The following is a 24,006-nucleotide window of genomic DNA, read 5'->3' as shown; positions in this document are numbered from 1 at the left end:
ATACACGGATCCTTAGATCCTGCTGGACGCTATCGGACCGTAATGATGCTAAAAGTCCCGTATTTGCTGGGTTTCAGGCACAAAAAAGGACGTCCGTGGACGCCCTTAGATGTGTATTTGGTGGAGCCGGGGGGATTTGAACCCCCGTCCGCCAGTTCTCCGCTGTCGGTACTACATGCTTAGCCAGATCTATTGAGTTAACTCCGCGCCGCCCGATTGGCAGGGTGCTTGGAGCGAGCTGTATGAGTTTTAACCGTTACGTCTACAGCGAACTTGGCGGCGATCCTGTTCTATCTGACAGTCATTTCGGGTTTACAGGCATCCCCTCATGACCGCTGGCGCCGAAGCGACCAGATGAAGGTTAGGCGGCTAGCGCGTACCCTTCGTAGTTGTCGTCGTTGGCAACTATAAGTTTGCAACAGTGGATTTACGAGTTCTGTTACCAACTCGGCATGCACCTAGAGTTTCGTTACCGGCGTCGAATCCTAATCGGCCCCATGAAGCGGTCTGCAGCTTCATGTGCGGCGCAGTCTACGCCAAAGCAGAGGCTGCGTCGAACGCTTGATGGATTAGGTAAGAGCGTCTTGTCGGATTTCACGGGCTCTGGCTGCGAAGAGCGGGCAGGTCACCTGCCCGCGCTCAGTGGGTCAGTTGCCTGCGCCTGAACCCGATCCGCTGGTGCCGCCGCTGCCAGAGCTACCTGGGCCTTTGAGTTCCTGCAGTGCCTTGGTCGAGTGGCTGATGCAGGCCTCGGTGTCGCCGGACTGCTGTGCCTGTCTGGCCTGTTCGATGTGTTCTTCGATCTGGCTCTTGGCTGGTTCTCCAAGGGTGGCCATGTTGGTGGCCATGTTGTCGTCGACCTCCTGCATGTTGAGTTCGCAGAGATTTTTATCGGCGGCGAACGCAGCGGGGCTGGCGAGCAGTGCGGCTGCGGCGAGTAGGGCTAATCGTTTCATGAGCGTCCTCCAGGGAGTTGTCTTCCCGGCGGGCCTGCCTGAATCAGTCTGTCGTGGCGGCGCCGAGGCGATTGGAGCCCTCAGACTGCCGGGCTCTAAATTTCGGACTGCGGCTGCGCTCAAGCGTTTCATTTTTATGATGGCATCCTTGTCCATCGGGTGTTCAGGCGGGCTGGCTGACCTTGCTGCGGCTGACGCGATCGACCAGATAGACCAGTCCGTGATAGTCGATCTCGCCATGGCGGGAGAGGCCGATTTCGCAAGTCCGGCTGGTGGAGATGCCTTCGCTGCACACCTGCACGGCGTTCTTGAGGCTGCGCAGCGCGTGGGCGTTGAGTTCCGGCGTGGTGAAGCCTTTGTCGCCAGCAAAACCGCAGCAGTGGATGCCTTCGGGGATCACCACCTCCTTTGCGCAGCGTCGGGCGATGTCGATCAATGCCTGGGCCTCGCCCAGGTGTTGTGTGCTGCAGGTGACATGGACGGCGATCGGCGCTTCCTGCGGGACGAAGTCCAATCGGTCGAGCAGGTGCGTGCGGATGAAACGCACCGGATCGTAGAGGTCGAGGCGCTGATCGGTCAGGCCTTGGACCATGCGCAGGGTGCAGGGGCTGGTGTCGCAGTAGATCGGGTCGAGCCCGCCGCGGCTGGCCTCAAGCAGCGCATCGAGCATCTGTTGGCGCTTGCGTTCGCCCTGCTCGGCATAGCCTTTGGAGGCGAACGGCTGGCCGCAACAGAGATCGTTCAGATTGTCCGGGAAGATCACTTGGTAGCCGGCTTTCTCTAGCAGCGTGCGAGTCGTGTCGAGCAGGGGCTCCTGTTCCTGATCGCGTGCTGCCGGGCCCATGGCGCGGGAGACGCAGGCGGCCAGGTAGATCACGCGCGGGCGCTCGTCCTGCGGGGCAGGCTTGGGCAGGTGCAGGCGCTGCAAAGGTTGCGGCATGGCCGGCGTCCACTGCGGCACGCGACCTTTGCTGAGCCTGGAGAATGTCGCAGAGGTTTTACTCAATGCCTTGGTGCCCATGATCAGATGCGCGCCGTTGGCGGCATGCAGCATGAAGCGCGTGCCCTGTACGGCGGTGCTGAAATGATCGGCCAGCCAGTTGGCGGTGCCGGTCTTATTGGCTTCTTTGCCGCGCAGTTTGCGCACCAGATCGCCGGTGTTGATGCCCACTGGGCAGCGCTGGGCACAGAGGCCAGTGGCGGCGCAAGTTTCCACGCCGTGATAGTGGTAGAGGCGTTCGATTTCGGTGGTATCGACGCCTGCGCGCTTCTTCGCCTGAATGTCGCGCCAGATGACGATGCGCTGGCGCGGTGTCAGAGTCAGACCGTTGGACGGGCAGACCGGCTCGCAGAAGCCGCATTCGATGCACTTGTCGACGATCTCGTCGGCGGCGGGCATCGGCTTGAGTTTTTTCAGGTGGATCTGCGGGTCTTCGGAGAGCACCACGTCCGGGTTGAGGACGCCGGTGGGATCGAGCAGGCGCTTGATCTTCCACATCAACGCGTAGGCTTCGCTGCCCCATTCCAGCTCGACGAAGGGCGCCATGTTGCGCCCGGTGCCGTGCTCGGCCTTGAGCGCGCCGCCGAACTCTACCGCCACCAGCTGGGTGACGTCGTGCATGAAGGCTTCGTAGCGAGCGACTTGCGCCGGATCATCGAAGCCCTGGGTGAAGACGAAGTGCAGGTTGCCTTCCAGCGCATGGCCGAACAGGATGGCTTCGTTGTAGGCATGCTTCTCGAACAGCTGGATCAAGCGGTTGACGCCTTCGGCCATGCGTTCGATGGGGAAGGTGACGTCCTCGATGATCACGGTGGTGCCGGTCTGGCGCACGGCGCCGACGGCGGGAAAGGTGTCCTTGCGGATGCGCCAGAGCTGGTTGTAGATCAACGGGTCTTCGCTGAAATCGACCTGCTTCTCCACCGGAAAATGGGCGATGGAAGCCATGATCAGGTTGATCTGTTCGTGCAGCAGCGACTGGCTGGCGGCGCGGGATTCGATCAGCAGCGCGCAGGCGTTGGCGGAAAGGTCCTTGACCCACTCCGGCAGGCCTTTCATGTTTTCTACCGAGCGCATGCTGCGACGGTCGAGCAGTTCCACCGCCGACACCGGTTGCTGCTTGAGCACCGGCACGGCCAGACAGCAGGTTTCCACATCGGGGAAGATGACCAGCGCGCTGGCCTTGTGCGGGTGGTCGGGCACGGTGTCGTAGGTCACTGCACTGATGAAGCCCAGCGTACCCTCCGAGCCGACCATCAGGTGGTTGAGGATGTCCAGCGGCTCGTCGTAATCGACCAGCGCGTTGAGCGAGAAACCGGTGGTGTTCTTCAGCCGGTACTTGTGGCGGATCTTGGCCGCCAGTTCGCTGTTGGCGCGGGTCTGGCGACCCAGTTCGGCCATCTCGTCAAGCAGCACGCCGTGGCTCTGGCGGAAGGCGCTGACACTGACGGCATCTTCGCTGTCGACCACGGTGCCGTCGGCCAACACCAGGCGCAGGCCAGCGAGGGTCTTGTAGCTGTTCTGCGCGGTGCCGCAGCACATGCCGCTGGAGTTGTTGGCGACGATGCCGCCGATCTTCGCCGCGTTGATCGAGGCCGGGTCTGGGCCGATCTTGCGGCCCAGCGGCGCCAGCACGGCGTTGGCGTTGGCGCCGATCACGCCGGGCTGCAGACGGATTTGTGAACCGCCGTTGCGAATTTCGCGGCCGTTCCAGTTATCGCCGAGCACGATCAGTACCGAGTCAGAGATCGCCTGGCCGGAGAGGCTGGTGCCGGCGGCACGGAAGGTCACCGGCACGTGTTGCGAGTGGGCCAGTTTGAGCAATCCCACCACTTCGGCTTCGGATTCGACGCGCACCACCAGCTTGGGTATCAGCCGGTAGAAGCTGGCGTCGGTGCCGAAGGCCAGCGTGGAAAGCGGGTCGTCGAAGCGCCGCTCCGCCGGGATCAACTGTTCGACTGCTGCGAGAAAGTCGCTCGGCAGGGTGGCAGGCGCGTTCATGCGGACTCCGGGAAATCAAACGGGCCGCGTCGGGCGCGCGGCCTCGTGGGGCTCATTCGACGTGTTTGGTGCTTTGGTACTGACCCAGCTCGCGAACCAGCGAATCGGTGGTGATTTCGCTGATGGACTTGGCGCCGGTCAGCACCATCGCCACGCGCATCTCCTTGTCGATCAGGTTGAGCAGGTTGGTCACTCCAGCCTCGCCGTCCGCGGCCAGCGCATAGGCGAAGGCGCGGCCAAGCATGATGGTGTCAGCGCCCAGAGCGATCATGCGAACCACGTCCAGGCCGCTGCGGATACCGGAGTCGGCGAGAATCTTCAGGTCGCCTTTGACCGCGTCGGCGATGGCCGGCATGGCGCGGGCGCTGGAAAGCACGCCGTCAAGCTGGCGGCCGCCATGGTTGGAGACGATGATGCCGTCGGCACCGAAGGTCACGGCATCGCGAGCGTCCTCGGCATCGAGGATGCCTTTGATCACCATTGGGCCGTCCCAGAACTCGCGAATCCACTCCAGATCCTTCCAGGAAATAGAAGGGTCGAAGTTGGAGGCCAGCCAGCCGATGTAGTCTTCCAGCCCGGTCGGGTGTCCGCGATAGGTGGAAATGTTGCCCAGGTCGTGCGGCTTGCCATGCAGGCCCACGTCCCAAGCCCAGAACGGATGGGTCATGGCTTGCAGCATGCGACGCATGTTGGCATTCGGGCCGCTCATGCCGGAGTGCGCGTCGCGGTATCGAGCGCCGGGGGTCGGCATGTCGACGGTGAATACCAGAGTGGTGACGCCAGCGGCCTTGGCGCGCTCCAGGGCGTTCTTCATGAAGCCGCGGTCCTTCAGCACGTAGAGCTGGAACCACATGGGCCGCTTGATTGCCGGCGCGACTTCCTCGATCGGGCAGACCGATACGGTGGACAACGTGAACGGAATGCCCTTCTTGTCCGCAGCGCGGGCGGCCTGGACTTCGCCACGTCGGGCGAGCATGCCGGTCAGGCCGACCGGTGCCAGGGCGACGGGCATGGACAGGGTTTCGCCGAACAGCTGGGTTTCCAGGCTGAGTTCGGACATGTTGCGCAGTACGCGCTGGCGCAGAGCGAGGCTGGCCAGGTCTTCGACGTTGCGACGCAGCGTGTACTCCGCATAGGCGCCGCCATCGACGTAGTGGAATAGGAAAGGCGGCAGTTTGCGTTTTGCAGCAGCGCGGTAATCCGTAGAGGCAGAAATGATCATCGTGTGTTCTCACCGAATGAAACGAGGTAAGTCTCGTGGTGCTCCCGTCTGTGACGAAGGCTGTGTTCCGATCTGGTTGTCCTGGTCAGGCGAGGCTGAGCGTGAACAGGACAGCATTCCAAACGTCGTTGCCCCGGGCGTACCGGGGCAACGGTCGTGCATTACATCAGACGCCAACCAGTGGGTCCGTCACGCCCAGCAGGTAGATCGCCAGCATGCCGATCACACCGGTGAACAGCACATAGTAAAGAGTAGGCCAAACGGTCTTGCGCAGCGTGACGCCCTCACGACCGAGCAGGCCTACGGTAGCCGAGGCGGCGACTACGTTGTGGATCGCCACCATGTTGCCCGCAGCCGCACCGACCGCTTGCGTCGCGACGATCATCGCGCCCGAAATGCCTAGCGACTGCGCAACGCCGAACTGGAACTGGCTGAACATCATGTTGCTGACTGTGTTGGAGCCGGCAATGAAGGCGCCCAGTGCACCTACGGAAGGCGCCAGTAGCGGATAAATCCCACCCACGCTATCGGCGACGTAACGCGCCATGATGATCGGCATGCTGGCCAGGTCCGCGCCGTTGACGCCGGAGTTGATCAAGATGCGCACCATCGGCACGGTGAACAGCAGCACGAAGCCGGCACTGAGCAGCACGCCACTTGATTCCTTCACGGCGGCCTTGAGCTCCGATGCGCGCATGCCGTGCAGGAAGAAGGTGATCAGCACCACCGCGACGAGAATACCGCCGGGCAGGAACAGCGGCTCGATACTGGCGCCGATTCCTGTCTCGCCAAGAATGTTACCGAAGGCGATGGATGCCGACTTCAGCGCGCTGCTGACTTCGGGAAAGACCCGGCTGATCACTAGGATCAGGCCCACCAGCACATAGGGCAGCCAGGCGCGGAAGGCACTCATCGGGCGCGCCGCGATGTCTTCCAGCTTCATCTCGACAGTGCCCAGCCATTCAGCCGGCCATTCCTTGGCATCGGCGAAATCCCAGGCGTTCTTCGGTGTCAGGAAGTTGAAGCGAGCCGCGGTTGTAACGATGGCCAGACCGATGAGACCGCCCAGCAGCGACGGGAACTCTGGACCTAGGAAGATCCCGGTCGCGACATAGGGTAGGGTGAACGCCAGGCCTGCGAAAATCGCGAAGGGCAACACTTCGAAGCCGGCTTTCCAGCTTTTCTCCTTGCCGAAGAAGCGCGTCAGCATCATTGCCATGACCAGCGGCATCACGGTGCCCACAATGGCGTGAGTGATCGCAACGCTGCTAGTGATCTGCTGCAGGAAAAGGTTCCAGCTGGAGCCCTGGGCGGCCAGTTGAGCACCGATGGTGGCGGTGTCCAGGCCACTGTTGATGCCTACCACGATAGGGGTGCCGACTGCGCCGAACGATACCGGCGTGCTTTGAACCAACATCCCCATCAGTACGGCAGCCATGGCCGGGAAACCGATGGCAACCAGCAGGGGGGCGGCAATCGCTGCCGGTGTGCCGAAGCCGGAAGCGCCTTCGATGAAGCATCCGAACAGCCAGGCGATGATGATGGCCTGGACGCGGCGGTCAGGGCTGACGGTGGTGAAGCCGGCGCGAATGGCGGTGATGCCACCGGAGTGCTTCAGGGTGTTCAGCAGCAGGATGGCGCCGAAGATGATCCACAGCAGGCCGAGGGTGATTACCAGGCCTTGCAGCGTCGAGGCGATGATCCGGTTGAAGCTCATATCCCAAACGAACAAGCCGATGGCAGCAGTGAACAGATAGACCAACGGCATGGCGCGGCTGGCGGGCCAGCGCAGGCCAATCAGCATGATGGCGGCGAGCAGAATGGGCGTGAAGGCGAAAAGTGCAAGCAGTCCGGTAGACATGTCAGGCTCCCCCTGTGGTTGGGTTCAGACAGGACCCTGAGCGGACCGTGGAGTAGGCGCCGGATAAAGATCTCATGATGAGTCCTCGTTATTATTGGCTTCCTGTAAATTGGTAATACCACTTAGCATGGAAGTGTCGCCAGCGTAAGAGCATCTCTGTTTTGCCGTCAATTAACTCGCTATAGACTTTGGTCGCAGGATCTACTCTTGCGAGTATTCAGCGCGATCGCTAGGCTCGTACTTATTGGTAAGACCACTCGAGGAGTGGAATATGGAAGTGGGAATGGTGCGTCACCGCCGGTTGGCGGATGACATCGTGACGCAATTGGAAGCGATGATTCTCGAAGGCACACTCAAGCCGGGTGAGCGGTTGCCGGCGGAACGAACTTTGGCGGAACAGTTCGGCGTATCGCGCCCGTCGCTGCGCGAGGCAATCCACAAACTGGTGGCTAAGGGTTTGCTGGTCAGCCGGCACGGTGGCGGAAACTTCGTGGCGCAGTCCCTGGGTACGACCTTCAGCGATCCGCTGTTACATCTGCTGGAGAACAACGCCGATGCTCAGCGTGATTTGCTGGAGTTCCGGCACACGCTGGAGGGCAGTTGCGCCTATTACGCCGCATTGCGCGCTACCGAGGTCGATCAGCAGCGCCTCGGTGAAGCCTTCGCTGCGCTACAGGATTGCTATTCGCGCGAGGGCGCCGTAAGCCGGGCGGAAGAAGGTGCCGCCGATGCACGCTTCCATCTGGCTATCGCCGAGGCCAGTCACAATACGGTCTTGCTGCACACCATCCGGGGTCTGTTCGATATGCTCAAACGCAATGTGGTGACCAACATTGGTGGCATGTATGCGTTGCGCGATGAGACGCGCAACATGCTCATGAAGCAGCATCAAGAGCTGTACGACGCGATTATCGGGCGGCGCGCGGACGAGGCGCGGGACGTGATCCACCGCCATATCAATTACGTGCAGGAGGTGCTCGCCGAAGGTCAGCAGGAGGCCCGCCGCCTGGCGCGCGCGCAGCGCCGGCATGGCGACAAGGTAAAGGGTTCGTAGCGAATCTGGCGCCGAAAACCGCCCGGGATGGCTTCAAGCCTCGGGCGCGGATCTAATCGTCCTTGCCCTTGGTGCGCATGGCGCGCTGGATCTCGCGGGCCGAATCGCGCTCTTTCTCGGTGTGGCGCTTGTCGAATTCTTTCTTGCCCTTGGCAAGAGCGATATCGCATTTGATCAGATGCTTTTTCCAGTACAGCGAGAGGGCGACGCAGGCGTAGCCTTTCTGCTGCACAGCACCGAACAGCTTGCCCAGCTCGCGCTTGTTGAGCAGCAGCTTTCGGGTGCGCGTCGGATCGGCGATGACATGGGTGCTGGCAGTGGTCAGCGGCGTGATGTGACAGCCCATCAGCCACGCCTCGCCGTCCTTGAGCAGCACGTAGCTATCCACCAGTTGCGCCTTGCCGGCACGCAGGCTTTTCACTTCCCAACCAGCCAGAACGAGGCCCGCCTCGAATTTCTGCTCGATGAAGTAATCGTGTAGCGCTTTCTTGTTCAGCGCGATGGTCCCGGGGGACTGTTTCTTCTGTTTGGCCATAGGTTGCGCATTATAGGGAGAGACGCTGCGGCTGGCGATAAGCGCTGAGCTGCGACGGCATGAAACTTGAGAGGGACGGGCTTATCCCCGACAATGTGCCATCTTTTCGTCCGCTCGTGCCGGTCGTGCTGCGTGCCGGAGGATTGTACGGGTGCCCTAATTCTTGCCATCGATGCCGTTGGCGTTCGTTTGGCTGTGGCGGTCTTTGGCTGTCGACTAATGAAGTAGAAGGTCTGCATGACGACACATATCCAACGCTCGGCATTGCTGCCATATCCGGCTCACGCATTGTTCGACATGGTCAACGACGTGGCCAGCTATCCCAAGTTCCTGCCCTGGTGTTCCGCCACAGAGGTGCTGTCTGCCAGCGAGACGCAGATGCAGGCCAGCATGACCGTGGCGAAAGCGGGCTTGAGTCAGCGCTTTCTAACCCGCAATGAGCTGCAGCCGGGCAAGCGCATCGAGATGCAGCTGGAGGAGGGGCCGTTCAGCCATCTGCACGGTATTTGGGAATTCAAGGCGCTAGGGGAGAAGGCCTGCAAGATCAGCCTGGACCTGACGTTCGACTACGCCGGGCCGCTGGTCAAGGCCACTCTCGGGCCGCTGTTCAATCAGGCGGCCAACACGTTGGTCGATGCCTTCTGTGATCGCGCGAAACAGCTCTATGGATAAGCAGGCCGTCTCCATCGAGGTCGTCTACGCCCGGGCAGACAAGCAGAAGCTGCTTCGCCTGACAGTGCCGCAGGGTACGAGCGTGCGTGCGGCGGCGCTGCAATCGGGAATGGATGCGCATTTTCCCGAGCTGGATCTGAATGCGGCGCCACTAGGGATATTCGGCAAGGCGGTGCTCAAGCCGGATGAGCGAGTGCTGGAAGAGGGCGAGCGGGTAGAAATTTACCGGCCTTTGATTGCCGATCCGAAAGAAGTACGCAAGCAGCGTGCCGCGAAGGCAGCAAAGAACAAGGCAGAGGCGACAGGGAGTTGACGAGCCCGGGCGATCCGGGCTCTGCCTCGCAGCTTAGTTGGTTTCCAGAGGTTCCGGGATCGGCACCGGTACCGGCTCGGCTGCATCGACATCGCGCTGAATTTGCTCCAGCAGCGAGCCTGGCGCGGGGCTTTCTTCCCCAGTTGCCGCGGGCTCGACGGTCGTCGGCTGGCCGCCTAGGATTGCCTCGTCACGGCTGACGCCAGGCATGAAGTCACCGGCCAGGCCTGCGAGTTGATCGTTGCCGTTGAATACCAGGCTGACTCGCTCCTGCTGGCGCTGCCCGCCGCCGGGCTGGATGCTGTACAGATAATCCCAGCGGCTGGCGTTGAAGGTATCGGTGATAAGCGGGCTACCCATGATAAACCGCACTTGTGACCGGGTCATTCCGGGGCGCAACTGGTCTATCATGTCCTGCGTAACGACATTGCCCTGTTGAATGTCGACCTTGTAAACCCCGGGGAATGAGCAACCGGCGAGTGCGAACAGGCCCACGAGCGTGAGGCTGGACAGCATGAGCTTGGCATTTTGCATCGGTGGGTGACTTCCACTATCTTGGCTGGGCAAAGCCTGGATCATACCCGTATTGAAGGAGGCTGCGAAACAGCAGCAACGAGAAAGCCAACCATGGTTGAAAATAGCGAACTACGCAAAGCCGGCCTCAAAGTGACCCTGCCACGGGTCAAGATTCTACAGATGCTGGATACCACCGATCGGCGTCATATGAGTGCCGAAGATGTCTACAAAGCGCTGATGGAGGCGGGCGAGGATGTCGGCCTGGCCACGGTTTATCGCGTGCTCACGCAATTCGAGGCGGCGGGGTTGGTGGTTCGCCACAACTTCGATGGCGGCCATGCGGTATTCGAGCTAGCTGATGGTGGCCACCATGACCACATGGTTTGCGTCGATAGCGGTGATGTCATCGAATTCTTCGATCATGACATCGAGAAGTTGCAAAAAGAGATCGTCCAGCGCCACGGCTATGAGCTCGTTGATCACAATCTGGTGCTCTACGTGCGCAAGAAGGCCGAGTGATTATTTAGTGCTGCGTAAAAAGGCGACCTTTCGGTCGCCTTTTTTCGTTGTGGCCGTTTACACCTGGACTGAGCTGATCATCTGGCGGGCGTGGGCCAGCGCTTGTTCGGTCAGGTCGACCCCGCCGAGCATGCGTGCAATCTCCTCGACGCGCTCGCCTTCCTGTAGCACGGCGACCGCCGTATGGGTCTCGTTCTGGCCGCGTGCTTTGTGCACGAACAGGTGGTGATGCCCCTGGGCAGCAACTTGGGGCAAATGGGTAACGGTCAGCACCTGTCCCTGTTCGCCGAGGCGGCGCAGCAGTTGACCTACCACTTCAGCGGTAGGGCCGCCAATGCCAACATCGACTTCGTCGAACACCAGTGTCGGTACGCGTGAAGTCTGCGCGGTGATCACCTGGATCGCGAGGCTAATTCGCGACAGCTCGCCGCCGGAAGCAACCTTCGCCAGTGGACGCAGTGGCTGGCCAGGGTTGGCGCTGACGAGGAACTCCACCTGTTCCAGCCCGTATGGAGGGTGCTCGCCTTCAGTGCAGGGCTTGAGCACGACGCTGAACTTGCCACCCGGCATACCTAGGCGCTGGATTTCCGTCTCCACCGAAGATGCGAGCGTCTCGGCTGCTTGCCGGCGAGCGTTGCTCAGCTCGGATGCCTTGTCCTGATAATGCCGGCTGTAGGCGGCCATCTCCTCGCTCAGGCGCTCCAGCGCTTCGTCATCAGCGTTCAGGCTTTCGAGTTCTTCCAGCAGGCGCTGCTGCAAGGGGGGCAGTTCGCTTGGTTGTACGCGGTGCTTGCGTGCCAGGGTATAGATGTTGTCCAGCCTTTCTTCCAGTGTCTGCTGGCGCTCGGGGTCGGCATCGAAATGATCGACGAAACGATTCAGTTCGCTCATGGCTTCCTCGACCTGGATCTGCGCGCTGGCCAACAGGTTCACCGCTTCAGCCAGTGCGCCGGGCTGGTTCTGGAAAGCGGACAGGCGTTGCAGGCTGCCGGTCAGTGCCGACAGCACATTACCGGCATCGCTTTCGCTGCACATGTCCATGACCTGGCGGCAGGCGCCGAGTAGCTGTTCGGCATTGGCCAGGTTCTTGTGCTCCTGTTCCAGTTGTCCCAGTTCACCTTCGCCAAGGGCGAGATTTTCCAGCTCTTCCAACTGATAGCTGAGGAGCTGATGGCGTGCGCGCTGCTCGTCGCTGCTATTGCTCAGGCGTTCGAGTGTCTGGCGGGTCTGGCGCCAGCGCTGTGCGGCCAGCTGTACCTGGCGCGCGAGTTCCTGGCTGCAGCTGTATTCGTCGAGCAGGCGCCGGTGGGTATCGGTTTTCAGCAGCGACTGGTGTTCGTGCTGGCTGTGGATATCGATCAGCAGCTCGCCGAGTGCCTTGAGGTCGCCCTGCGGGCAGGGGGTGCCGTTGATGTAGCCCCGCGAGCGGCCTTCGGCGGTGATGACGCGGCGCAGGATGCATGGGCCGTCATTGTCCAGGTCGCGCTCGGCGAGCCAGGCACGCGCATCGGGTATGTCGTCCAGATCGAAACTAGCAAGGATGTCGGCCTTGTCCGCGCCGATGCGCACCGCACTGCTGTCGGCGCGATCTCCCAAGGTAAGCCCGAGGGCATCGAGCATGATCGACTTGCCGGCGCCGGTTTCCCCGCTGATCACGCTCATGCCGCGCTGCAGTTCGAGATCGAGGTGTTCGACGATGGCGAAATTATGGACGGACAGATGAACCAGCATGGCAGGGCTCCCGAAAGCGTGGCTGGCTATTTATACAGTAGTTTTTGAGGCGGCTTCAAGCAGGAAGAAAAAGCAGTGACGAGCCGTAAGCTGCAAGCTCGAGAGGGAATACAAAGGTAAAGCATCTCGATGCAGCTCGAGCCGCTCATGCGTTTAGCTTGCTGGCCGCCCCTTGAACCAGGATTCCGTGCCCCCATATAGCGGCACAAGCGCGGGTTCGACAGCCCGCTGACGTTTTGATGAGGAGGATCGCATGGCCGACGAGCAGAACCTGGACAACCAGAACCCTGAAGAGAGCGAGGAATTGCAAGCCGAGGTGACCGAGGATCTGGCTGCGCGCGTGCATTCGCTCGAGGAGCAGCTGGCGGCGGCGCAGGACCAGTCTCTGCGGGTTGCCGCCGAGTTGCAGAACATTCGCCGCCGCGCCGAGCAGGACGTGGAGAAAGCGCACAAGTTCGCACTGGAAAAATTCTCGGGTGATCTGCTGGCGGTGGCTGACAGTCTGGAGCGCGGCCTCGAGCTGTCGAGCCCAGATGAAGAGGCCGTCAAGGCCGTGCGTGAAGGTCTCGAGCTGACGCTCAAACTGCTACTCGACACACTGGCACGCCATCAGCTGACGCAGCTCGACCCGCAAGGCGAGCCCTTCAATCCCGAGCATCATCAAGCCATGGCAATGGAAGAAAGCACCCACGCTGAGCCTGGCAGCGTGCTCAAGGTCTTCCAGAAGGGCTATCTGCTCAATGGCCGCCTGTTGCGCCCGGCAATGGTCGTCGTCAGCAAGGCGCCGGCGCAAACCCCGCCTTCGATCGACGAGAAGGCTTGAATTTCGGCTGCGGACCCCCATCTGGTAGCCAAGCGTTTTTGTGTTACCCGCAGCCGGTAAACAGGCGCGGATTTCATCCAAGATTTCGGAGATAGATAAATGGGCAAAATCATCGGTATCGACCTGGGGACCACCAACTCCTGCGTCTCTATTCTGGAAAACGGCAAGGCCAAGGTCATCGAGAACGCTGAAGGCGGTCGTACCACGCCGTCGATCATCGCGTATGCAAACGACGGCGAGATCCTGGTCGGCCAGTCTGCCAAGCGTCAGGCCGTGACCAACCCGCACAACACCCTGTACGCAGTGAAGCGTCTGATCGGCCGCCGCTTCGATGAAGAAGTCGTGCAGAAAGATATTCAGATGGTCCCGTACAAGATCGTCAAGGCTGACAACAGCGACGCCTGGGTGGAAGTGAACGGTCAGAAAATGGCGCCGCCGCAGATTTCTGCGGAAATCCTCAAGAAGATGAAGAAGACTGCCGAAGACTATCTCGGCGAGCCGGTCACTGAAGCGGTGATTACCGTACCGGCCTACTTCAACGACAGCCAGCGCCAGGCCACCAAGGATGCCGGTCGCATCGCTGGTCTGGACGTCAAGCGCATCATCAACGAGCCGACAGCGGCAGCACTGGCTTACGGCATGGACAAGGCCAAGGGCGACCACACCGTGATCGTCTACGACCTGGGTGGCGGTACCTTCGACGTATCGGTGATCGAGATCGCTGAAGTCGATGGCGAGCACCAGTTCGAAGTGTTGGCCACTAACGGCGACACCTTCCTCGGTGGTGAGGACTTCGACATCCGTCTAATCGACTACCTCGTCGACGAGTTCAAGAAAGAAAGCGGCATGAACCTCAAGGGCGACCCGCTGGCCATGCAGCGCCTGAAGGAAGCTGCTGAGAAGGCCAAGATCGAGCTGTCCTCCAGCCAGCAGACCGACGTCAACCTGCCGTACATCACTGCCGATGCGAGTGGTCCGAAGCACCTGAACGTGAAGATTTCCCGCGCCAAGCTCGAAGCGCTGGTCGAGGATCTGGTGCAGCGCACCATCGAACCTTGCCGCATCGCGCTGAAGGATGCCGGTATCGATGTATCGAAGATCGACGATGTGATCCTGGTCGGCGGTCAGACCCGCATGCCGTTGGTGCAGCAGAAGGTTGCAGAGTTCTTCGGTAAGGACGCGCGCAAAGACGTCAACCCGGACGAGGCCGTTGCCATGGGCGCTGCCATTCAGGGCGCGGTACTGGCCGGTGACGTCAAGGACGTGCTGCTGCTGGACGTGTCCCCGCTGACCCTGGGTATCGAAACCATGGGTGGCGTGATGACCGCGCTGATCGAGAAGAACACCACCATCCCGACCAAGAAGTCGCAGGTGTTCTCCACTGCCGATGACAACCAGAGCGCCGTGACCATCCACGTGCTGCAGGGCGAGCGCAAGCAGGCCAGCGGCAACAAGTCACTGGGTCGTTTCGACCTGGCCGAGATCCCGCCGGCACCGCGCGGCATGCCGCAGATCGAAGTCACCTTCGACATCGACGCCAACGGCATCCTGCACGTGTCCGCCAAGGACAAGGCCACCGGCAAGCATCAGTCCATCGTGATCAAGGCCAACTCCGGTCTGTCCGAGGAAGAAATCGAGCAGATGGTGCGCGACGCCGAGGCCAACGCCGAGGAAGACCGCAAGTTCGAAGAGCTGGCCGGTGCGCGCAATCAGGGTGACCAGTTGGTCCATGCGACTCGCAAGATGATCACCGAGGCTGGCGACAAGGCCACCGAGGAAGACAAGGCCAGCATCGAGAAGGCCCTTGCCGAGTTGGAAGTTGCTATCAAGGGTGACGACAAGGCCGAGATCGAGGCGAAAATCGCGGCGGTGTCCCAGGCCTCTACACCCCTGGCGCAGAAAATGTATGCCGAACAGCCTCAGGGTGGCGAAGGCCAGCCGGCCGGTGACAATGCGCAGCCTGGTGACGACGTGGTCGATGCCGAGTTCGAAGAGGTCAAGGACAACAAGTAAGCCTGGCTTACTCCGCTCCAGTCCGTCCCGACTGCGTTCGGGCGGGCCAGATCGCTGCGCGGGGGCTTGCTCCCGCGTCGGCGTGTTTGGAGGGTACGAATTTGAAGGTTCAGGAAATTTATGGCCAAACGTGATTATTACGAAGTGCTGGGCGTCGAGCGTGGCGCCAGCGAGGCGGAGCTGAAAAAGGCTTACCGTCGTCTCGCCATGAAGCACCACCCCGATCGCAACCCAGGGGATAAGGCGGCCGAGGAGAGCTTCAAGGAAGCCAACGAGGCTTATGAAGTGCTTTCGGACGCCAGCAAGCGCCAGGCCTACGATCAGTACGGCCACGCCGGTGTCGATCCGCAGATGGGAGCCGGCGCGGGTGCAGCCTATGGCGGCGCCAATTTCTCCGACATTTTCGGCGACGTGTTCAGCGATTTCTTTACTGGTGCCCGCGGCAGCTCCCGTGGTGGTGCGCAGCGCGGCAGCGATTTGCGTTACACCCTCGAGCTGGATTTGGAAGAGGCCGTGCGCGGCACCACCGTGACCATTCGTGTGCCGACGCTTGCCGAGTGCAAGACCTGCGATGGCTCCGGCGCCAAGAAGGGCACCAGTCCGGTTACTTGCACTACTTGCGGTGGCATCGGTCAGGTCCGCATGCAGCAGGGCTTCTTCTCCGTTCAGCAAACCTGCCCGCGCTGTCATGGCAGCGGCAAGATGATCTCCGACCCTTGTGGCAGCTGTCATGGCCAGGGGCGTGTTGAAGAGCAAAAGACGCTGTCGGTGAAGGTGCCGGCGGGTGTCGATACGGGTGACCGCATTCGCCTGACCGGCGAGGGCGAGGCCGGAACTCAAGGTGGCCCGGCGGGTGATCTATACGTGGTGGTCAACGTGCGAGAGCACGCGATCTTCCAGCGCGACGGCAAGCATCTGTATTGCGAAGTGCCGATCAGTTTTGCTGACGCGGCGCTGGGCGGTGAACTGGAAGTGCCAACCTTGGATGGTCGCGTCAAGTTGAAGATCCCCGAGGGCACCCAGACCGGCAAGCAGTTCCGCTTGCGTGGCAAGGGTGTGGCGCCGGTGCGCGGTGGTGCGGCGGGCGACCTGCTGTGCCGGGTTGCGGTGGAAACACCGGTTAACCTGAGCAAGCGCCAGCGCGAAATGCTCGAGGAATTCCGCGGCACGCTGCAGGGCGACACCTCTCATTCGCCCAAGGCCAGCGGCTGGTTCGAAGGTGTGAAGCGCTTTTTCGGCGATGTCTGAGCGGAAGCTGGAAGCTTGAAACCGGAAGCCTGAAGCGCGCCGGAGCAGCTTTCAGCTTCAGGCTTTCCAGCTTGGAGCTTTGTTATGCGACGTATTGCAGTGATGGGCGCCGCTGGGCGCATGGGCAAGACCCTGATCGAAGCGGTGCAGCAGACCGCTGGCGCCGCCGGACTTACCGCGGCGATCGATCGGCCTGATAGTACGCTGGTCGGCGCCGATGCCGGCGAGCTGGCGGCGATCGGGCGTCTGGGGGTGCCGCTGATTGGTGACGTGGCCAAGGTGGCAGATGAGTTCGACGTGCTGATCGACTTTACCCACCCTTCGGTCACCTTGAAGAATCTGGACGTGTGCCGGCGTGCCGGCAAGGCGATGGTGATCGGTACGACCGGTTTTTCCGACGCTGAAAAAGAACGCCTGGCTGCCGCTGCGAAGGATATTCCCATTGTCTTTGCCGCCAATTTCAGCGTTGGGGTCAACCTCTGTCTGAAGCTGCTCGATACTGCGGCCCGTGTGTTGGGCGACGAGGCTGACATCGAGATCATCGAGGCGCATCACCGGCACAAGGTCGATGCGCCATCCGGCACTGCGCTGCGCATGGGTGAGGTGGTCGCCGAGGCGCTGGGGCGCGATCTGCGCAAGGTCGCGGTCTATGGGCGCGAAGGCCAAACCGGCGCGCGCGAGCGGGACACCATCGGCTTCGCCACGGTGCGTGCCGGTGATGTGGTGGGCGACCATACCGTGCTGTTCGCTGCCGAAGGCGAGCGGGTCGAAATCACTCACAAGGCCTCCAGTCGCATGACTTTCGCCAAGGGCGCGGTACGCGCAGCTTTGTGGCTGGATCAAAAGCCGGCTGGGCTATACGACATGCAGGACGTGCTTGGCTTGCGCTGATTCGCCGTCGGGTGGATTGCGGCTGGACCGCAAGAGGGGTTTTCTGTAAGCTTCCCGCTTTAGTGTGTCCACTAAAAGTTGCGCAGAATGACTCCAATAAAAAGCGGGATGACCTTCACACGTCATCCCGCTTTTTTACAATCTGCGCCTGCTTCAGCCTTGATCTTTGGGAGGTCTCTTGACTAAGCCAGCCCCTACGCCAGCCATTCTGGCCCTTGCCGATGGCAGCATTTTTCGCGGCGAATCCATCGGCGCCGATGGTCAGACCATCGGCGAGGTGGTGTTCAACACCGCCATGACCGGCTATCAGGAAATCCTCACCGACCCGTCCTACGCCAAGCAGATCGTGACCTTGACTTACCCGCATGTGGGTAATACCGGGACCAACCCTGGCGATGCCGAATCCTGGAAGGTCTGGGCCGCCGGCCTGGTCATTCGCGACTTGCCTTTGTTGGCCAGCAACTGGCGCAACCAGCAGTCGCTATCCGACTATCTCAAGGAGAACGGCACCGTCGCCATCGCCGGGATCGACACGCGCCGCCTGACCCGTATCCTGCGCGAGAAGGGCGCTCAGGATGGCTGCATCTTGGCGGGTGAAGATGCGACCGAAGAGAAGGCGTTAGAGCTGGCGCGAAGCTTTCCAGGCCTCAAGGGCATGGACCTGGCCAAGGAAGTCAGCGTAAAGGAACGCTACGAATGGCGCTCCAGCGTGTGGTGCCTGGAAAACGACCAGCACGCGGAAACTCCGGCCAGCGAGCTGCCGTACCACGTGGTGGTCTACGATTACGGGGTGAAATACAACATCCTGCGCATGATGGTTGCGCGTGGATGCCGTCTGACCGTCCTGCCAGCGCAGACGCCTGCCAGCGAAGCGCTAGCGCTGAATCCCGACGGTATCCTGCTGGCTAACGGTCCGGGCGATCCGGCGCCGTGCGATTACGCCATCAAGGCCATCCAGGAGATCCTGGAAACCGATACACCGATACTCGGCATCTGCCTGGGCCATCAGCTGCTGGCGCTGGCTTCCGGCGCGACCACGGTGAAGATGCCCAATGGTCACCACGGTGCCAACCACCCGGTGCAGGACCTGGACACGGGCGTGGTGATGATCACCAGCCAGAACCACGGTTTTGCCGTAGACGAAGCCAGTCTGCCAAGCAACCTGCGCGCCACGCACAAGTCGCTATTCGACGGCACCTTGCAAGGCATCGAGCGCACCGACAAGGTGGCCTTCAGCTTCCAGGGTCACCCCGAGGCCAGCCCGGGCCCGCATGACGTAGCGCCGCTATTCGACCGATTCATCGAAGCCATGGCCAAGCGCCGTTAAGCCTGCCGACTGACCAAAGGATTCGAGAGTAGACCATGCCAAAACGTACAGATATCAAAAGCATCCTGATCCTCGGCGCTGGCCCCATCGTCATCGGCCAGGCCTGTGAGTTCGACTATTCCGGCGCCCAGGCCTGCAAGGCACTGCGCGAGGAAGGTTTCCGCGTCATTCTGGTGAACTCCAATCCAGCCACCATCATGACCGATCCGGCCATGGCCGACGCCACCTACATCGAGCCGATCAAGTGGGCCACCGTGGCCAAGATCATCGAGAAAGAACGTCCCGACGCGCTGCTGCCGACCATGGGCGGCCAGACCGCGCTGAACTGCGCGCTGGATCTGGAAAAGCATGGCGTGCTTGAAAAGTTCGGTGTCGAGATGATCGGCGCCAACGCCGATACCATCGACAAGGCTGAAGATCGCTCGCGCTTCGACAAGGCGATGAAGAACATCGGCCTGGCATGCCCGGTTTCCGGCATCGCGCACAACATGGACGAAGCTTACGGTGTGCTCGACAAAGTCGGCTTCCCTTGCATCATCCGTCCATCGTTCACCATGGGTGGCACCGGTGGCGGCATCGCCTACAACCGCGAAGAGTTCGAAGAAATCTGCGCCCGCGGTCTCGACCTGTCGCCGACCAGCGAGCTGCTGATCGACGAGTCCCTGATCGGCTGGAAGGAATACGAGATGGAGGTGGTCCGCGACAAGAAGGACAACTGCATCATCGTCTGCGCCATCGAGAACTTCGACCCGATGGGTGTACACACAGGTGACTCCATCACCGTCGCCCCGGCGCAGACCCTCACCGACAAGGAATACCAGATCATGCGCAACGCCTCCCTGGCGGTGCTGCGCGAGATTGGAGTGGAAACCGGCGGCTCCAACGTGCAGTTCGGCATCTGCCCGAACACCGGCCGCATGGTCGTTATCGAGATGAACCCGCGCGTGTCGCGCTCCTCGGCGCTGGCCTCCAAGGCCACGGGCTTCCCGATCGCCAAGATCGCCGCCAAGCTGGCGGTAGGTTACACCCTCGACGAACTGTCGAATGACATCACCGGCGGTCGCACCCCGGCGTCCTTCGAGCCGGCGATCGACTACGTCGTTACCAAGATCCCGCGTTTTGCCTTCGAGAAATTCCCCAAGGCTGACGCTCGCCTGACCACTCAGATGAAATCCGTCGGTGAGGTCATGGCCATCGGTCGTACCTTCCAGGAGTCGGTACAGAAAGCGCTGCGCGGTCTGGAGGTTGGTGTTTCTGGCTTCGATCCGAAGCTGGATTTGGCCGACCCGGAAAGCGAGAGCACACTCAAGCGTGAGCTCACTGTGCCTGGTGCTGATCGCATCTGGTATCTGGGCGACGCTTTCCGCGCCGGCAAGTCGGTCGAGGAAGTGTTCGATCTGACCCGGATCGACGAATGGTTCCTGGTGCAGATCGAAGATCTGATCAAGGATGAAGAACGCATCAAGACCATGGGCCTGTCCAGCATCGACCGCGATGTGATGTACAAGCTCAAGCGCAAAGGTTTTTCCGATGCGCGTCTGGCGAAGCTGCTTGGCGTGACCGAGAAGAACCTGCGCAACCATCGCCAGAAGCTAAAGGTGTTGCCGGTCTACAAGCGCGTCGATACCTGTTCGGCTGAGTTCGCCACTGACACCGCCTACATGTACTCGACCTACGAGGAAGAGTGCGAAGCCAATCCGTCGAGCCGCGACAAGATCATGATTCTCGGCGGTGGGCCTAACCGTATCGGCCAAGGCATCGAATTCGACTATTGCTGCGTACACGCGGCGCTGGCGATGCGCGACGACGGTTACGAGACCATCATGGTCAACTGCAATCCGGAAACCGTCTCGACCGATTACGACACATCGGATCGTCTGTACTTCGAGCCGGTGACGCTGGAAGACGTGCTGGAAATCGTCCGCGTCGAGCAGCCCAAGGGCGTGATCGTTCAGTACGGTGGCCAAACCCCACTGAAATTGGCTCGTGCGCTGGAAGAAGCTGGTGTGCCGATCATCGGTACTAGCCCTGACGCCATCGACCGTGCCGAAGATCGCGAGCGCTTCCAGCAGATGGTCGAGCGCCTCAATCTGCGCCAGCCGCCAAACGCGACTGCGCGTAGTGAAGAAGAGGCGCTGGCCGCATCTAAGGTCATTGGCTACCCGCTGGTGGTGCGTCCGTCCTACGTGCTTGGCGGGCGTGCGATGGAAATCGTCTACCAAGAAGAAGAGCTGCGTCGCTACATGCGCGAAGCGGTGAAGGTCTCCAATGACAGCCCAGTGTTGCTCGACCATTTCCTCAATTGCGCTATCGAGGTCGATATCGACGCGGTGTGCGACGGCGAGCATGTGGTGATCGGGGCGATCATGCAGCACATCGAACAGGCGGGTGTGCACTCCGGTGACTCGGCTTGCTCGTTGCCGCCGTATTCGCTGCCGGCACATATCCAGGACGAGATCCGCGATCAGGTCAAGAAAATGGCTCTGGAGCTCGGGGTTGTCGGTCTGATGAACGTGCAGATGGCGGTTCAGGGCGAGGATATCTTCGTCATCGAAGTGAACCCGCGTGCATCGCGTACCGTTCCCTTCGTCTCCAAGTGCATCGGTGTGTCGTTGGCGATGATTGCCGCGCGTGTCATGGCGGGCAAAACGCTGGAAGAAGTTGGACTGACCGAAGAGATCATTCCCAACTTCTATAGCGTCAAGGAGGCGGTGTTCCCGTTCGCCAAGTTCCCGGGCGTCGACCCGATCCTTGGTCCGGAAATGAAGTCCACCGGTGAGGTAATGGGCGTTGGTGACAACTTCGCCGAAGCCTTCGCCAAGGCGCAGCTGGGCGCGAGCGAGATTCTGCCGAACAGCGGCTGCGCGTTTATCAGCGTGCGTGACGACGACAAGCCCCACGTGGCTCAGGTCGCGCGCGATCTGATCGAGCTCGGTTTCGAGGTGGTTGGTACGGCCGGCACCGCCAAGATCATCGAAGCTGCCGGACTGCCAGTGCGCCGGGTGAACAAGGTGACCGAGGGGCGCCCGCATGTCGTCGACATGATCAAGAATGACGAAGTCACCCTGATCATCAACACCACCGAGGGGCGTCAGTCCATTGCTGACTCCTACTCGATTCGCCGTAATGCTCTGCAACACAAGATCTGCTGCACCACCACGCTCGCAGGTGGCCAGGCGATCTGTGAGGCGCTCAGGTTCGGTCCCGAGAAATCCGTGCGCCGCTTGCAAGACCTCCACGCAGGAATCAAGGCATGACTAAATACCCTATGACTGTCCAGGGTGCGCGAGCCCTGGAAGAGGAACTCAAACATCTGAAAACCGAGCTGCGTCCGCAGATTACCCAGGCCATCGCCGAAGCGCGTGAGTTGGGAGATCTCAAGGAAAACGCCGAATACCATGCCGCTCGGGAGCAGCAGGGTATGGTCGAGGCGCGTGTCCGTGACATCGAGGGCCGTTTGCAGAATGCTCAGGTCATCGACATCGCCAGCATCCCTCATACAGGCAAGGTAATTTTCGGCACCACCGTTGACATTGCCAACGTCGAAACGGATGAAACCGTGACGTACCAGATCGTTGGTGACGATGAGTCCGACATCAAGCGCGGCAAACTATCTGTCAGCTCGCCCATCGCCCGTGCCCTGGTGGGCAAGGAAGAGGGCGATGTGGTGGCAGTTAAGACGCCTAGCGGTGTGGTGGAATACGAGATCGTCGAGGTTCGCCATATCTGACCGCCAATCAATGCGCGCCGGGGTGATCAGCTGGCAGCTGGCCCAGACGTTCTGGGTCGGCGGCCTTTGGTTACTGCAATTCGTGGTGTTGCCGGCGCTGGCAAAAATTGGCCTGGCGCCGCTATTGATCGAAGAGATTGCATCCAGCCTTCGGCCACTGCTGGTGGGCTTTGCTGCGTTCTGTGTCGGGCTGCAGGCAATTGTATTAATCCAGTCCGAAGGCTTTCGCAGTCTTTGGCGAGATGTGCGTGGTCAATTGTTGTTGACCGTATTGCTGCTTGCGGCGAGCCACTTCGTCGTGCGCGCAGGCGTCATTGAATCAGCGTACTGGTTGGTTTTCAGCTATTTGGTAATGGGGTTGTGCGGGCTGATGCTGGTGCTGCAGGTCGCTCCCGGACGGGAGCGATAGGCTAAAGGCGCTGAAGGCGAAAGCGGTTCAGCCCTGAAAGCGATGCACATTCGATAGTTGCTTGTTTACTTTCGGATTCTTCCGGTAGACCAATGCCATCTTGCCGATGGATTGAACCAGTTCGCAGCTGCCGATCTTGCAGAGTTCTTCCATTACCGCATGGCGATCGTCGCGCTCGGTGATTCGCAGCTGTACCTTGATCAGCTCGTGATCGTTCAAAGCGCGCTCCAGTTCGGCCTGCACGCCTTCGGTCAGGCCGTTCTCGGACACGATCAAAACCGGCTTCAAATGATGGCCGATAGATTTGTACTGTTTCTTCTGCTCGTTGGTGAGCGGCATAATTCGACCCTTGCGTCAGAACTCTTGAAAACGGCGGCTAGTGTAACTGACACGTCCTGAGCCGCACAGATGAGGTATCAGCTTGGCACGTTCCAAGACCAGCCCGCGTTGGCTGAAAGAGCATTTCGATGACCCCTATGTGAAGATGGCGCAGCGCGATGGCTATCGTTCACGGGCTAGCTACAAATTGCTCGAAATCCAGGAAAAGGACCGGATTCTGCGCCCGGGCATGACGGTGGTCGATCTGGGGGCGGCTCCGGGAGGATGGTCTCAGGTCACCAGTCGTGTCATCGGTGACCGCGGCCGCCTGATAGCCTCTGACATCCTGCCGATGGACAGCATTGCCGATGTGACCTTCGTGCTCGGGGACTTTACCGAGGAGGAAGTCTTCGCAGAAATTCTCCAGGCCATCGGTGATACGCAAGTCGACCTTGTGATTTCGGATATGGCCCCCAATATGAGTGGGGTGAAAGTAGCTGACCAGGCGCGCGCGATGTTTCTCTGCGAGCTGGCATTGGATTTGGCGATGCGTGTATTGCGCCCCGGTGGCGATTTTTTGATCAAGATCTTTCAGGGAGAGGGTTTCGATGCCTACCTGAAGGACGTGCGGCAGAACTTCGACAAGGTGCAGATGCGCAAGCCTCTATCTTCACGGGATCGCTCACGCGAACAGTATTTGTTGGCGCGTGGCTATCGTGGCGAGGAGTAGTCCCTCGGAGCCCCTGCTCCAGTGGTCTGATAGCGATTCCGGCTGGCGCCAACTGCAGGATTACGGGCTAGCATGTTTCATATCGGGTTACAGACCAAGCTGCCCGTTCAGTAACGTTGTGTAGTAAGTTAGGCCGAGAG

General features: G+C 60.7%; 21 protein-coding genes and 1 other RNA gene. 13 read left to right on the top strand and 9 right to left on the bottom strand.

Features of this window, described 5'->3' with window-relative positions; translation table 11 throughout:
* Positions 1 to 118: 118 nt before the first annotated feature.
* The 5 genes from ssrA to E0D86_RS14810 all read right to left on the bottom strand — a co-directional run bounded on the left by ssrA (position 119) and on the right by E0D86_RS14810 (position 7,037).
* Positions 119 to 497, bottom strand: a transfer-messenger RNA (tmRNA) gene (ssrA, locus tag E0D86_RS14830).
* A 150-nt stretch (positions 498 to 647) separates the two neighbouring features.
* A complete protein-coding gene (locus E0D86_RS14825) occupies positions 648 to 956 on the bottom strand; it encodes a hypothetical protein (RefSeq protein ID WP_131650808.1) in 309 nt (102 codons plus the stop codon).
* 163 nt (positions 957 to 1,119) lie between these two features.
* Positions 1,120 to 3,954 carry an FAD-binding and (Fe-S)-binding domain-containing protein gene (locus E0D86_RS14820; RefSeq protein ID WP_131650807.1) on the bottom strand — a complete coding sequence of 945 codons (2,835 nt, stop codon included), beginning with the start codon at positions 3,952 to 3,954 and terminating at the stop codon, positions 1,120 to 1,122.
* Positions 3,955 to 4,006: 52 nt separating this feature from the next.
* Positions 4,007 to 5,176 (bottom strand): FMN-dependent L-lactate dehydrogenase LldD, encoded by a 1,170-nt coding sequence (gene lldD, locus E0D86_RS14815; RefSeq protein ID WP_131650806.1) that lies wholly within the window; start codon positions 5,174 to 5,176, stop codon positions 4,007 to 4,009.
* A gap of 166 nt (positions 5,177 to 5,342) precedes the next feature.
* Positions 5,343 to 7,037 carry an L-lactate permease gene (locus tag E0D86_RS14810; protein WP_131650805.1) on the bottom strand — a complete coding sequence of 565 codons (1,695 nt, stop codon included), beginning with the start codon at positions 7,035 to 7,037 and terminating at the stop codon, positions 5,343 to 5,345.
* A gap of 271 nt (positions 7,038 to 7,308) precedes the next feature.
* Between E0D86_RS14810 and E0D86_RS14805 the strand changes: the two genes are divergently transcribed.
* On the top strand, positions 7,309 to 8,091 hold the full coding sequence (locus tag E0D86_RS14805) for a GntR family transcriptional regulator (protein WP_131650804.1): 783 nt from the start codon (positions 7,309 to 7,311) through the stop codon (positions 8,089 to 8,091).
* A 52-nt stretch (positions 8,092 to 8,143) separates the two neighbouring features.
* Here the strand turns inward: E0D86_RS14805 and smpB are convergent, their stop codons facing one another.
* Entirely contained in the window at positions 8,144 to 8,626 is a 483-nt protein-coding gene (gene smpB / locus E0D86_RS14800) for an SsrA-binding protein SmpB (protein ID WP_131650803.1), read from the bottom strand.
* A gap of 237 nt (positions 8,627 to 8,863) precedes the next feature.
* Between smpB and E0D86_RS14795 the strand changes: the two genes are divergently transcribed.
* Positions 8,864 to 9,298: a type II toxin-antitoxin system RatA family toxin gene (locus E0D86_RS14795; RefSeq protein ID WP_131650802.1), complete on the top strand. Its 435-nt coding sequence runs from the start codon at positions 8,864 to 8,866 to the stop codon at positions 9,296 to 9,298.
* A complete protein-coding gene (locus tag E0D86_RS14790) occupies positions 9,291 to 9,611 on the top strand; it encodes an RnfH family protein (protein ID WP_131650801.1) in 321 nt (106 codons plus the stop codon). The genes E0D86_RS14795 and E0D86_RS14790 overlap by 8 nt, the downstream gene beginning before the upstream one ends.
* 33 nt (positions 9,612 to 9,644) lie before the next feature.
* Here E0D86_RS14790 and E0D86_RS14785 read toward each other — a convergent pair whose 3' ends face one another.
* Positions 9,645 to 10,145 (bottom strand): outer membrane protein assembly factor BamE, encoded by a 501-nt coding sequence (locus tag E0D86_RS14785; RefSeq protein ID WP_131650800.1) that lies wholly within the window; start codon positions 10,143 to 10,145, stop codon positions 9,645 to 9,647.
* 93 nt (positions 10,146 to 10,238) lie between these two features.
* Here E0D86_RS14785 and fur point away from each other — a divergent pair, with 93 nt between their 5' ends.
* Positions 10,239 to 10,646, top strand: a complete 408-nt coding sequence (gene fur / locus E0D86_RS14780) for a ferric iron uptake transcriptional regulator (RefSeq protein WP_131650799.1) — start codon at positions 10,239 to 10,241, stop codon at positions 10,644 to 10,646.
* Positions 10,647 to 10,703: 57 nt separating this feature from the next.
* Here the strand turns inward: fur and recN are convergent, their stop codons facing one another.
* The gene (recN, locus tag E0D86_RS14775; protein WP_131650798.1) at positions 10,704 to 12,377 is read right to left on the bottom strand and encodes a DNA repair protein RecN; all 1,674 of its coding nucleotides are present in this window, start codon (positions 12,375 to 12,377) and stop codon (positions 10,704 to 10,706) included.
* A 253-nt stretch (positions 12,378 to 12,630) separates the two neighbouring features.
* Between recN and grpE the strand changes: the two genes are divergently transcribed.
* The 8 genes from grpE (at position 12,631) to E0D86_RS14735 (ending at position 22,818) form a co-directional block, all read left to right on the top strand.
* A complete protein-coding gene (grpE, locus tag E0D86_RS14770; RefSeq protein ID WP_131650797.1) occupies positions 12,631 to 13,200 on the top strand; it encodes a nucleotide exchange factor GrpE in 570 nt (189 codons plus the stop codon).
* Positions 13,201 to 13,299: 99 nt separating this feature from the next.
* A complete protein-coding gene (gene dnaK / locus E0D86_RS14765; RefSeq protein WP_131650796.1) occupies positions 13,300 to 15,213 on the top strand; it encodes a molecular chaperone DnaK in 1,914 nt (637 codons plus the stop codon).
* A gap of 120 nt (positions 15,214 to 15,333) precedes the next feature.
* Positions 15,334 to 16,461 (top strand): molecular chaperone DnaJ, encoded by a 1,128-nt coding sequence (gene dnaJ, locus E0D86_RS14760; RefSeq protein ID WP_131650795.1) that lies wholly within the window; start codon positions 15,334 to 15,336, stop codon positions 16,459 to 16,461.
* An 84-nt stretch (positions 16,462 to 16,545) separates the two neighbouring features.
* Positions 16,546 to 17,352 carry a 4-hydroxy-tetrahydrodipicolinate reductase gene (gene dapB, locus E0D86_RS14755; protein ID WP_131650794.1) on the top strand — a complete coding sequence of 269 codons (807 nt, stop codon included), beginning with the start codon at positions 16,546 to 16,548 and terminating at the stop codon, positions 17,350 to 17,352.
* A 178-nt stretch (positions 17,353 to 17,530) separates the two neighbouring features.
* On the top strand, positions 17,531 to 18,679 hold the full coding sequence (gene carA, locus E0D86_RS14750; RefSeq protein WP_131650793.1) for a glutamine-hydrolyzing carbamoyl-phosphate synthase small subunit: 1,149 nt from the start codon (positions 17,531 to 17,533) through the stop codon (positions 18,677 to 18,679).
* A 35-nt stretch (positions 18,680 to 18,714) separates the two neighbouring features.
* Positions 18,715 to 21,936, top strand: a complete 3,222-nt coding sequence (carB, locus tag E0D86_RS14745; RefSeq protein WP_131650792.1) for a carbamoyl-phosphate synthase large subunit — start codon at positions 18,715 to 18,717, stop codon at positions 21,934 to 21,936.
* On the top strand, positions 21,933 to 22,409 hold the full coding sequence (greA, locus tag E0D86_RS14740; RefSeq protein ID WP_131650791.1) for a transcription elongation factor GreA: 477 nt from the start codon (positions 21,933 to 21,935) through the stop codon (positions 22,407 to 22,409). Before carB ends, greA begins: the two co-directional genes overlap by 4 nt.
* A gap of 10 nt (positions 22,410 to 22,419) precedes the next feature.
* Positions 22,420 to 22,818: a DUF4149 domain-containing protein gene (locus E0D86_RS14735; protein ID WP_131650790.1), complete on the top strand. Its 399-nt coding sequence runs from the start codon at positions 22,420 to 22,422 to the stop codon at positions 22,816 to 22,818.
* A gap of 27 nt (positions 22,819 to 22,845) precedes the next feature.
* Here the strand turns inward: E0D86_RS14735 and E0D86_RS14730 are convergent, their stop codons facing one another.
* A complete protein-coding gene (locus tag E0D86_RS14730) occupies positions 22,846 to 23,157 on the bottom strand; it encodes a YhbY family RNA-binding protein (protein WP_131650789.1) in 312 nt (103 codons plus the stop codon).
* An 82-nt stretch (positions 23,158 to 23,239) separates the two neighbouring features.
* On the opposite strand from E0D86_RS14730, the gene rlmE reads away from it, so the two are divergent.
* On the top strand, positions 23,240 to 23,866 hold the full coding sequence (rlmE, locus tag E0D86_RS14725; RefSeq protein WP_131650788.1) for a 23S rRNA (uridine(2552)-2'-O)-methyltransferase RlmE: 627 nt from the start codon (positions 23,240 to 23,242) through the stop codon (positions 23,864 to 23,866).
* Positions 23,867 to 24,006 lie beyond the last annotated feature (140 nt).

Origin of the sequence: Pseudomonas sp. IC_126, from assembly GCF_004331835.1 — a bacterium.
Taxonomy (GTDB): Bacteria; Pseudomonadota; Gammaproteobacteria; order Pseudomonadales; family Pseudomonadaceae; genus Stutzerimonas.
Note: the sequence above shows the minus strand (reverse complement) of the source record. Positions and strands in the feature narration are given on the sequence as shown.